This is a genomic window from Gemmatimonadaceae bacterium (genome assembly GCA_019752115.1).
In the GTDB taxonomy this organism is placed as follows: domain Bacteria; phylum Gemmatimonadota; class Gemmatimonadetes; order Gemmatimonadales; family Gemmatimonadaceae; genus Gemmatimonas.
Map to the genome: position 1 here is coordinate 1 of JAIEMN010000060.1, position 11542 is coordinate 11542.

At 61.8% G+C, this 11542-nt stretch carries 10 protein-coding genes; 8 read left to right on the forward strand and 2 right to left on the reverse strand.

Features of this window, described 5'->3' with window-relative positions; all coding sequences use genetic code 11:
* The 6 genes from K2R93_19930 to K2R93_19955 all read left to right on the forward strand — a co-directional run.
* Nucleotides 1-448: hypothetical protein (locus tag K2R93_19930; protein ID MBY0492121.1), on the forward strand; the 448-nt coding region annotated here is incomplete at its 5' end.
* 450 nt (nt 449-898) lie between these two features.
* Nucleotides 899-1168, forward strand: a complete 270-nt coding sequence (locus K2R93_19935) for a helix-turn-helix domain-containing protein (protein MBY0492122.1) — start codon at nt 899-901, stop codon at nt 1166-1168.
* 637 nt (nt 1169-1805) lie between these two features.
* On the forward strand, nt 1806-2393 hold the full coding sequence (locus K2R93_19940; GenBank protein ID MBY0492123.1) for a hypothetical protein: 588 nt from the start codon (nt 1806-1808) through the stop codon (nt 2391-2393).
* A gap of 118 nt (nt 2394-2511) precedes the next feature.
* A complete protein-coding gene (locus tag K2R93_19945) occupies nt 2512-3081 on the forward strand; it encodes a hypothetical protein (protein ID MBY0492124.1) in 570 nt (189 codons plus the stop codon).
* Between the two features lie 94 nt (nt 3082-3175).
* Complete coding sequence (locus tag K2R93_19950) at nt 3176-5071, forward strand: hypothetical protein (GenBank protein MBY0492125.1); 1896 nt, start codon at nt 3176-3178, stop codon at nt 5069-5071.
* 1134 nt (nt 5072-6205) lie between these two features.
* A complete protein-coding gene (locus K2R93_19955) occupies nt 6206-6568 on the forward strand; it encodes a hypothetical protein (protein MBY0492126.1) in 363 nt (120 codons plus the stop codon).
* Nucleotides 6569-6985: 417 nt separating this feature from the next.
* On the opposite strand, the gene K2R93_19960 is transcribed toward K2R93_19955, so the two are convergent.
* The gene (locus K2R93_19960) at nt 6986-7783 is read right to left on the reverse strand and encodes a helix-turn-helix domain-containing protein (protein MBY0492127.1); all 798 of its coding nucleotides are present in this window, start codon (nt 7781-7783) and stop codon (nt 6986-6988) included.
* Between the two features lie 87 nt (nt 7784-7870).
* Complete coding sequence (locus tag K2R93_19965) at nt 7871-9226, reverse strand: hypothetical protein (GenBank protein ID MBY0492128.1); 1356 nt, start codon at nt 9224-9226, stop codon at nt 7871-7873.
* 227 nt (nt 9227-9453) lie between these two features.
* Here K2R93_19965 and K2R93_19970 point away from each other — a divergent pair, with 227 nt between their 5' ends.
* Together K2R93_19970 and K2R93_19975 are read left to right on the forward strand one after the other, a co-directional pair.
* Complete coding sequence (locus tag K2R93_19970; protein MBY0492129.1) at nt 9454-9771, forward strand: hypothetical protein; 318 nt, start codon at nt 9454-9456, stop codon at nt 9769-9771.
* A gap of 276 nt (nt 9772-10047) precedes the next feature.
* Nucleotides 10048-11463, forward strand: coding sequence for a GspE/PulE family protein (locus K2R93_19975; protein MBY0492130.1), 1416 nt, complete (start codon nt 10048-10050; stop codon nt 11461-11463).
* The last annotated feature ends 79 nt before the right edge of the window (nt 11464-11542 follow it).

Here is an 11542-nt window from a genome sequence, read left to right on the forward strand (position 1 = left end):
TGGGCTACGCCTCAGCTCGCCTGTGGTGGCCGGTTTTCAGGTGTCCACTGGTGGCCGGATTTGGGTGTCCACCGAGGTCCGATTTGGCTCGCCGAGCCCGATCCCGCTGCTTGCGATTGTTGTCCGCGACCATGGCCGGGTTCTTCTGACGCCGCTCACGCATCCGCTCTCGCATGCGCTCAAGGAGCGCCGGCCGCTCACGAGTCGCCACGATGTCCACGCGGGTACCGCTGCGCTCCGTGATCAGCGCGAGGGCGAAGCCGCGAAGCCCGACCGGCGTCGCAGGTCGCCAAAGCTGGCGATGAATGTGGATTCCTCCAGTGGAATATATAGCGGCGCTGTGTTTGAGCTCCCCCAGGAGCTCGACCCGCGTATCCTCGTCGATGACATCGCCCTGCGACAGACCGCGGTTGGCGAGCCAGTCGACCCAGTACCCCCGGGGGAGTAGGCCTGCCCGCGGATTCGTCCGCCCCATGGCCACCCATCGCCGTACGACTCGGCGCCACTGCTCGAAGTACGCGCGCTCCCGCACCGACATCCGATGGATGCGGAGCTCGAGCTCCCGTTGGGCTCCGGCGATAGTCTCAATGGCGATACCACGGCGCCAGGCCCAATGCCACGCGACTTCGTCGAGGGTCGCACACTTCGAGAGCGAAAAGGCAGGGCCGCCGAGGCGGGTGCGCTTGCGAGGTGCCATCGTCTGTCCCAAGGTGCAGTGGATGTTCCGGGTACCCGGCGGCCGATCGGCCAGCCCAGCTGTCGCGGTGACGGTCACCGTAACGGAGCGCGACGACAGGCCGCCGATCAGGGCTTGTGAATGATTTCGGGGGGGTCCTCACTGCCCGCGTGATCGCCAGCCATGGTGGCTCGCGACATCACGAGAAGCAGTGAGGATGCTATGAAGGCTGGTGCTGGAGTGACGGTCTCCACGACCGACGGCGGCGGTGCGCCGCGCATGGTCTCGCCGGAAGAGTTCGGTCGTCGTTGGGGGAAGAGCCCGTACACCGTTCGCGAGTACTGCAAGGCGGGGCGCATCCCTGGCGCCGAGAAGGTCGTAAACGCGTGGCGCATCCCCGAGAACGCAAAGGTGGGCGACGTGCCACGTCGCGATAACGCCGATGACACGCCTGACTGGTACATCACGAAGCGCCGCCGGGAGGAAGAGTGAGCAAAAATTTCTTTGCTCAGAGCGACACGCCGGGCACCGAATCGCCGCGACCGTCGCTGCCGTGGCTCCTCGCATTCGGGGCGCCCAGCCGTCGTCGCGGTGCTGGCTACCAGCCGAACGAAGAGTGCGAGGATTGTCCTGGCATGCAGTCGATGAGCTGTCGTGATGGGCACGTACACTCCTGCGTACGACGCACTTGATAACGTCTTTCCCCGCAGTTGTTCCGGCAGTAAGCGCATGTTGCCTCGGATCCCTCACCTCGCATCGGCGAGGGATCCGAGGCGCATCGTCCCCGTTAACGACAGTCGCCGCGATGAAGAACAACGCCAAGGTGCAATCAACCGACCGACGACGAAGCTCAAAAACATGAAGACTGGCTTCATGTTTTCGGTCTGCCTGCATACTTGCCCATTGATTTCCGTCGCGTAATTTCCGCCCGCGTTCGGCGAATGCGCCGGATGCGTTCCACCGCTACGGTACGCTCTCATCTGCTCGCACATCGGCGTGATTGCGTGTACCGGCAAAGATCGAGTGATTTCCCAACCAGTGTGGTTTGGTCGGCGTCGAGACGTGTAGTCTCACCGCCGGCCGCATTCGGAGTCGAACACCAGTGCTACGAAGTTTACTCGGAGTTGCTTTGGGCATACTCCTGATCATCTGCCCGCTCGCATGCAGCGACGGCACGAATTCCAAGACGCTGTCGCGCGATACCGCCCGTAGGCTGCTATCGAGCGATTCACTGTTCGAGGGATGGGAGCATGCATTCTTGCCCAAGAAGCTCTCGCTGCCATGTGGTGCACTTTCTCACACTGGTGAGATCGGTGTCTACCGTGTGCTGGAGAAGCAGGGCTTGGTGCGGGTCGAAGACGCGGGAAATTTTCTTCGGCCGTTTTGTTTGATCAACGGCAATCCTTCAATCCTCGCGCTCCCGGAGTGGGGTCGTCGTACTGCGAAGCTTGATTTGGCGCGCGGTGAGAAGTTCGATACCACGTTGCGCTTCTATAACCTGCACTTTCGGGTTCTCCGTGCATCGTTGGCTTCCGTCGACGGAATTTCGCAGCCCGACGAATCCGCTGAAGCAACAGCGGACATCACCGCAAGAGTCTCACGCACGCCATACAGTGGCGTGCTTCCCTTTCCGCCGGACACTGGGCAGCGTCGTTCTCGCGTGCTTTTTCGGCGCTACGACGACGGTTGGCGCTTCGTGAAGTTTCTGCCGAACTAATTGAAGACTTGTGTCCGGTCGCCGCTGTCGAGCGGACTCGGACGACCAATGCGCCGCACCCCGACGAAGTCGAAATGGATCGTTCGGGTGAAGGCGTTAATGTCGCCGCACACAACTCGTGTCGAGTGGCGACCCGTTCACCCTATCAAAAAAACCGATGTACAAAGTCTCTGCACGTCGCGCAGTCATTTCGCTGTGCGCGCTCGTCTCGTTAACGGCTTGCGCGGTGCCGCCGTCGGTACAGGCGAAGATGTCATCCATCGCCGCGCCGGTCGCGACCCAGCCCGGAACTCATCCTACCGTAGTTCTCTCGCCCTCGGCACAAAGTGCGAGTTTCGATGGAACGCTCACGGCCGCAGGGAATGGCCGACAGGCCTGGGACCACGTTCTTATCGACACTCGAGCGTTCCGCAACGGTGCGGTGTTGAACTTCACTATCCGTGTCGATGTAGGAGAGAGCGACGGTTCATTCTTCCTGTGGCCCGAGCGAACCACCATGACGGTCGATGGTCGGCCGGATGGATACCTGACCATTCTTTCGAACGATCAGGCCAAGAATAGCGAAACTCGTTCGTCTTACACGCTCGTGTCGGGTGGAGTCATTCGATTTGCGGCATCCGGCAACTGGTTCAGTCGCGTCGGATCTACCAACACGTACCGCGTCTCTGTCACAGCGGTCCCACGCTGACCACACGCGCCACTTGGCGGTACTTCGCCGGGTGGCGCGCACTGCTTCGCCCCAGCTCTTACATCGCGTGTTCATATCCGACCAGGTTCGAATTGTGTTCGCCGTCGCTCGAAACATGCTGCTATCGCTACTCGCCGGCGTAGTCGCCGTGGCGCCTGCCCGCTTGGCAAGCCAATCCGTTTCACCGCACCGTTTAGTCGAGTTTCGAGGCGATACGGCGCTGTTCTCGTTCGGTGACCACAACGAAGCGAACGTGGTGATGAAGGTCCACCTTCCGTCACTCACGGCATCGGCATCGCAGTCCACTTGGGGCAACACACCGCGCCGAAGTGATTTGCTGACAGCTCGGCACCGATTGCCGAGTGGACGCGTACTCCGGTGCACACCCACCACCGCTGAAATCGGCTTTTGCAAGCGCTGGTCACTTCAGCTTTCGGCGAGCGCTCCGGCAGCTCCCATCGTGATTCCACCTTTGACGGCATATGGCTTCTCAGGACGCCATGCGAAGGAGTTCATGGGGGCGCTGGAGGTGGGGCGATCGATCTTCATCTCACTCAATGGCGGCTTCGAGGATGATAGCCCGGACGGTGTAGAAGGAGGGGTCGGTGGGGTGGGGGGTATTCTGCGAATAGACGCGGCGGGGCGCGGAAAGGTGTTTACCGACTCCCTGTTGGCGCTGACGTCGGCCGCGAACCTCGCGTGGGATGGGCGTCGGCTCTGGATTGGGACCCAGCGCACGTCGATTCAAATGGGCGTGAGTTCGCCTGCCGGGTTGGTCGCTTACGACAGCCTAGGGCGCCGGGTTGGCGTGGCGCGTGATGCCTCCGGAAGGAGCTACGATCAGCGTTATACCACCGAATCGGCTCGTTTGCGCAGTGAGGCCCCCTTAGGAGCAACGGTCGAACAGATCGTAGCGAACGGTTCGGGAGTATTCGCCGCGTTCAAACAGGGCGCGGGTGTCCTCAGGTCGAGCGACTCCCTGTGGACCTGGTTTGTGGTGGAACAGCGGTGCCGTGGAGGGCAACTCACCTTTGCGGTGACGACGGCTCCGCTGAAGGACGACGACAAACGTCGGGATCTCTACCTCAACTGCGATGGGCGCTACTCGGAACGCTCGGAGTATCTCACGGCCCACTCCGACAGCGCGTCCCGGATTTCTGATGGACGACTCGCAGGTAGTTCCATCGAGGCGCTTCGTCATTACCGATTGGCGCTTGACTCGGTACTGGAGTCGTCCCCCCGAGACAGCGGCGTGCTGTATTTCAGTATGGCGCAGCTCTACGACGAGTTGGCACTCGCTGATTCAGCACTAAAGTATGCACAGTTAGCGCCGCTGAAGATGTCCGACGTCGACCGCGGGATGGGAATGGCGTTTCGTGCACGACTGCTTGCGGGGAAGCCCTCAGGCTTGCCGGCTGCTCGGGCATTGATGGCAGAGGTACAATTCCAACCGAGCCGCGGGTACGGCAGCATCTCAAACGTGCTGATCAATGGGAAGCTGTGGAGCGCCGCGGCCCGACGCGATACGCTCGAGACGGCGATATACCGCTTCTCCGGAGATCCGTACAACATCGCACTTACGCTCGGTTTGATGGCTATTGAGTTCGCGCAAGTAGGTAACAAATCCGAGGCGGAGCGCTCTTTCCAAGTGGCTCTCGATACGGCGAATGCATCTCGTATGCGACGTGCGGAAGCGCGTCTGCTCATGCAGCGTTCGCAAGTTCGCGCCAAGTTTGCAGACGAGAAGGGCGCACTTGCCGATGCAACAGCTGCTGCCGAGGTCTTTCGGCAGCTCGGTGACTCGCTCTCCGAGGGGCTGGCGCGGATGAACCTCGCACAGGTCGCGAGTGAGTTCGGGAATTCCGATGTGGCCTGCAGGGCTCACTACGCGGGTGCGGTCCCGCTCATGATGTTCGATCGGAAGGCCTACGGCGAAATCGTGTTGGCCGGGGCTGATGCCTGCGGCAAGTCGATGCGCCGTCGTCGCTAGGCAGACTGAATTCGCGAGGCCAACGTCGACCGGCGTTAATCGACACGGATCCCTCACCGTCCGACGGCTAGAGGGGAGTTCATACACTGACGTATGGGGATGGTCCTTCTCCGCTTCGGTCGCGTTCGAGTCTATCGTACACGGGTTGCCGGGCACTTTCCAAGGCTACCCTGCAGACCTGGCCCGCCGCTGTCCCAGATCCCTGACCGTCAGCCGGTGAGGGATCCGGGACCGACCGCCGCATCGCCGGCAACCTGCGCCCATGGTTCGGCTGGAGCGCGTGCTCAACGCCGCCGCGGCGGATGCAGTCGACGGAGTTATCGCACTTCCTTTGGTATTTTCGCAGTCCGCATCACGAAGATACCGAAATCAAGCGTTTTCGACGTCGCTTTCTCGATCGCTCGACACGTGCTATCGCATTAGCCGCACAGCGCTTAGTGCTAACCGGCGCTCGCGTCAAAAAAAGTGTGATTGAGACCGCCAGTGATATGGGGGTAATCTGCGCAGATCGTGCGCAATCACCCCATTCTTGCTCTGGGCTATGACTGTGACGTACGGTCGACCATGTCACCTACATTCGAATTGGTAGACGGTCCTCCGTCCCCGTCAGCGATCGTCCGGCACGCTTTCGCGACTGATACCGTTTGCCGGCGCCTTGAGGAGCTCGCCATTGGCGTCGCTCGCGATTGCACCGCGCGACACCCGGAGCTCTCAATGAGCGATCCGGCCGTTGATCGGGTGATCGAAGCGCTCGATGGTTTCGCATATGCCGAGGCGGTGTGCCGATGGCTGGACGAGGAACGCTGGCCGCCCGGGGCCGACCGTCAGTTCTTCGGGCAATCTCGCGATCGCGCACGCCGTCGGTTCCGGCGTGCGCTACGACGGCTTACTAGGCGAAAAGCGCTCCACGATACAGCCGGACAAGGTCGAGGAGCGCACGATGACTCCCGGTCGACACAACGCGCCCAAAGTCGTGATCTGACGTCGGCGTCCTCGACGTCGCCCGGCGCGACGGGTGCGAGGGGCCCGGTGCCCCTCCGCGCCCTTCGCCCTGCCGAGCGTTGGTTGGAGCTGTACGGGGTCCTCGCCCGAATGCACCCGCGAACTCGCCCGACCAAACGGCGATTTAAGCTGATGGGCGTGGAGGACTTGTGGGACTGGGTCAGTGCCCGCTCCTCCTTTGCTCCTAACCCGGAACCCGGCGTATGGGCCGCATTCGTGGCCCAGCCAACGACGGCCGATCTCGCCCGTCGACTCTTGCCCGTGTGGGTCGGGCTGTTGGGGACGCCGAGATTGGACGCGAACGACGTGGAGCACGTGCTGGCTGACACGGGGATGCTGGAATTCGCGGATGACCTGAAGGCCGAGTGGGACGAGGCGCTGGTTGTCGGCGCGAGCGAGGTTCCTTGGGCGGCGCTGACCCTTTGGCCGTCCGGCGGGTCGTGGCTCCGCCTTGCAGAGGAATTAGTTCTCTGGCTTGAGGCGCGGCGCCAGTAGGCCGAAGAGGACCCGGCGAGGGATCCGGAGCAGGCGACTCGCGCGCTGGATAGGCCGGCCATCTGCAGATCGCGAGCGAACGGCGAATTGATCCGCCAACAGCGGAAAGCCACGAGCGCTCTCGCAAAGAGTTGGACATGCTGCGGCGAGAGCGCGACTATCATCGACCACTCGGCCGAGAGCCGAAGGATCTCACAGCGAATCCGCGGCTCAAAATTCGCAGTCGAGGCCGGTTTAGATCCGGACCACCAAAATATTGGAACTTCTCTTGCCAAGCGACGTGTGAAGGTCTGAGGACCTCTCAAGTAGAGGAGGTCTTGCCCGGAAGTGTTGGCAGAAGCTCCGCCAACGCGGGGCATTCGCACTGGCGCTCGAACCCGCCAAAATCGGGTGGAGCGTTTCGCATCCGATCTGGCCTCAAGTTAGGTCGGCGAACCCTCGCGTCGGCATGAGCGCCTCCTCAAGCTTTCGCGCTACAGTATCGAGCGGAGTTCCTTCTCGAAGTTCACGCGCGGTCATCCCGGTATACCGGCGAAGATGATTAGTAAGCAGCGAGGGCGAGGAGAATCCGAGCAAAGTCGCAATACTCTGAACCGAGCGGCCGTGCTCTTCCAGGTAGTACGCGATGACAAGGGTGCGCGCCCACCCGATGATCCACTGCGGGGATGCCAAGCCGTGCGTGGCGCAATACTTCCTAAGGGACCGTTCGTGCATATGCTTCGCGGCCGCCAGTCGCGGCAGCGAGATGGGGCTGTGTGCCATGCCGACCGCCGGCCTCAGGACCGTGGCCACGAGGTCATCCACGGTGAGCTCCGAAAGGCGCCAGATTCTTGATACGAGGGATTCAATATGCCCTCGGGAGAGGATCGAACGAACGAAGTCCGACTGCCGAATCGCTTCAGCCGGGATCATGTCCAGTATTCCAGCGGACCCTAGGCGCGCGACCGCACTCAGGTCAGAATCTGCATCGTGGAAAATGCCCGTAACTGACACGAACGGGTAATGACTTCGAAGCTCAAGCAGTTCAAGTAGCTCGGCAGAAGCTCGCATACTAGGCACTTGGATGATCAAGGCGACGGCACGGTGCTGTTGGAGCAGAACCTCGCATTCCGAACGCACTGCGGTGTAATGAATCGGAATCGATCCGCGGAGCGACTCTTGAAGTCCACTCTGCACGAGGGCCGTCAAGCGGAAGGCCACGATGGTGTCAGGCATCGCGGGGCCAACCGCGGAGCGAATTGGACACCGAGTCGAGGCACTGCCAATGAGCGGCGGAGCTATTTTGAGAGGCATTGCCGTTGGCTACCGCAGAAGCGCGCGCCGATCGAGTGCCACGCGAAACGTCTCAGAGGCCAGTCGCGTAGCCGCAGCGGAGCTGCGGCGAACGACGTTCGATTTCCTCACGAAAATCCGTGTCGGCTCGCCAAGGGGGCTCGCGATGGCCGTCGGCGCCTCCGTACGCGCGTCATCACTCCTGCGGGCCGACTCCGCGATTGCACGCCGCTCGTCAAGGCGCTTCCGCAGCGCGTCGTGCTCGAAAAGCCGTTCGTTGAACGCATGTCGCCTGGCTAGCTCCTCGATCTGTCGAAGGGCAGCTTCGATCCAGTCCGCCTCAGCGAGCACTACGTTCTCGGATATGGTCAGCGCAAGCCGAACCGCGCCGAGATACATGAGGATCTGGTCATCGGGGGACAATCCGTAATGCGATGCATCGACAAGCCAAGACTTCGTTGCGCTGAGTAGCAGTCCACGCGATGCAGGGCGATCGAGCCGCTCTGCGAGCGCGCGTCCCCAAGCACTCTGCGCGAGGCACCGAACAAACCATTCTTCCCGTTCGCCGGTCATCTCGGCCGATAGCGTGAGCAATCCGCCAAGTGCCGCGGCCGCGAGTCTCGGCGTGCGGGCGCGCGCCAGCGCGGCCAGTCGCGCGCGGACGGCGGCTTCAGGCTGGCCAAGGTCTGCCGCCGTCTCTGCCATCGTGATCAATACGTCCGTCCGACGGCTGTCCGTGGCCGGCAGGAGGTCGATGGCATGCCACAAGAACCCCAGGGCCGTATGCGGATGACCCTGTTTGCGCGCAATTAGGGCGGACACCAAATAGGCCTGAATGCGGTAAGTGTCCGATTTCGCCCCGCGGATAACCTTCTGCGCAAACTGTGCCGCTCGAGGATAGTTACCGCGTCCGACGTTGATTACGCATAGCCCGAGCAGCGCGTGAGGCTTCGCATCAACCCACTGCATCGAGCCGGGAAGGCGACTCGCGAGCGCGTCAGCCTCCTCGTACCACAACTCGGCATCATCGATGTTACCAACGACTCGCGCGACACGACCGATGCGTGCCGCGAGGAAGGCGTAGACCGCGCGGCTCTGCTGATCCGGCCGATCGGCACGCTCTCTGAGAAGCGTCAACAAGTCCCACGTAGGCTTCCAGATCGCCTGCGATTCAAGAACTGCGGCGGCAGCGATCCACTGTCCTAAACGAGAGCGCGCGGAAATCGCTACGGACTGCGGCGGCAGCTGATTGACCATCTCACCGACGATCTCGCGTACGGCCGCGGGGAGTCGTGGCACCTTGGGCGACGCACGGAGTGTCGCCACCAATAAGATGCCAGCTCCCTGTAGTTGCTCCCGGCTCGGGACTTTATCGGTTTCGATCATTGCAACATCCGTGGGTGTGATCGCGATCGGCCAGAGGCTGGCTCAGGTCCAGCTATCCCGACGGGCGTCGCCGCGGCTTTGAGAGGATACATCACCGGCAAAGAATCGGAATTTGTGCATTCACGAGAACGGCAGTGCCGAATGGTGAAATATCATTCCGAAATTGTAGTCACGGTTGAGCCTGAGCCAGAGCGATGGTGGGTTACCCCCCCCACCATGAGGATCTCATGCTTCACGCTCTCTGCGACAATCGGTTCGCCTCCTGCACAGCCGCCAGCGACGCTGGCATACTCCACCTCGCGCGAGAGCAGCAGGAAAGCTCCGATCGGGTAGTTCGTCGATATCGCGCCTTGACGGCGATTCTGTCGTTGCTTGGGCTCGCGGCGTGCACCCACGCGTCGACCGCTCCGGAGCCTGCGGCAATCAGATTGCGCAAAGAGATGATGTGCGTGCAATACAATGCCAATGGCGAGGTAATCTCCACGCAATCTCCGAATGCAGATGGCGGCTGCACCGCTGGTTTCGACCTGAAAATATGGATGTGACTGACGCACTCGTGCGGAGCCGAGGCGCCTCCCCGATTATGAAGCTGGTGCGGTGTGCGCGATCCTGTCGAGAGGACTGGGACGAGACGCAGAAAGCAAACACAAGATGGGTTCGTCGGCGGCTAGGGCCGTATAAGGAAAGCCTGGTGCCGAGTTCTGACTAGTAGGTGTGCCTCCGGAGCTGAAATGTTGGGATAACCCCTGACTGAAGGGGTCATGAGTTGGTCCCAGAGCGTCACGCTCGCCAGGACGTGATGTGCGTACGGGAGGAGCCGAATGGAGGTTGACCTGACATCCGCGAGCCGATCAAATCTGGCGACCGTTTTGATGGCGTCGACGGGCGAAGCTGACGGCAACGCTCCGACGTGCGCCGACGCTATGTACACCGCCGTTCTCCCCCCAACGGCCGCGATCGGATACCTCTGGTCGCATCGCGTTTGCCCGGCCATTTCGGAGGACGGACTGTATTGGTTGCTGGCCGCGCCGGACGCCAATCTCGAGGATTCGCAACCCGAACTCTCAGAGGCGATTGGGCATCGCCTGGAGGTCAAGCGTCTCTCTTGGGAATCGGTTCGGTCGGTGCTCGAGTGTATTCCGCTCGAGTCACATTGGGAGCACGATGGCGCGAGCATCGAAGGCGAGTCTGCAGACCTTCGCGACATCGCCTCACAGCCTCCGGTCATTCGGTTCGTCAGTAGCCTGATCGCCAAGGCGCTGAAGCTACGCGCCTCCGACATCCATATCGAAGCTGGCCTCGGAGGCGCTGCCGTTCGTTTTCGTGTTGATGGAACACTGGAGGCGGGGGAGGCGCCGCCGGAGCAGCTGCACGCCGCCGTGGTCTCTCGCATCAAGTTGCTGGGCGACCTGGATATCGCTGAACACCGAGTCCCTCAGGATGGTCGCATTCGAGTGCGCCTTGAGAACCGGGACTTGGATCTCCGCGTCTCGACGCTTCCGACGATGCACGGGGAGAGCGTGGTCCTACGACTCCTCGAGTCGGCGGGGCGTCCTGGGGATCTGAGTCGGCTTGGGATGCCTGACGATCTCCAAGACGAATTTTTGGCGCAGCTTCGCAAGCCGAACGGCCTCACGATTGTGACGGGCCCTACCGGATCGGGAAAGACCACCACGCTGTACGCGGCCTTGAATCAACGAGATCTCTCACGGGAGAAGGTGATTACCCTCGAGGATCCTATTGAGTATCGGCTTCCGGGTGTCGTTCAGGTGCCGGTGCGTTCTAGCGTGGGGGTGACTATCGCTTCGGCGCTCCGCACGGTGCTTCGCCAGGATCCTGATGTGATCATGGTCGGAGAGATGCGGGACGCCGAGACTGCCGGATTGAGTGTGCAAGCCGCGTTGACGGGACACCTCGTACTGTCGACACTCCACACGATTGACGCGTTCACTGCGATTCCTCGTCTAACCGACCTGGGTGTACCTGCCTACTTGGTGGCCGCGACACTGGACGCGGTACTCGCGCAACGCTTGGTGCGCCGGAATTGTCCCAGCTGCGCAAGCCCCGCGTCGGCCACGATGTCCGCAGTGAACATCGCGCATGGCGCGTGGCCTCCCCACTATCTGAGAGGGATTGGCTGTGCGGAGTGTCGCGGAACAGGCTATCGAGGTCGCCTTGGGATCTACGAGCTGCTTGTGTCAATGGCAACCGAAAACGCGACACGTCCTGGCAACTGAAAATGCGACAGGATGTGGGGGGTAAGCCCTAGCGTCTCCGCCCCTCCTTCCGTTGGTCTGCTGGCTCAGGGGCGGTGTG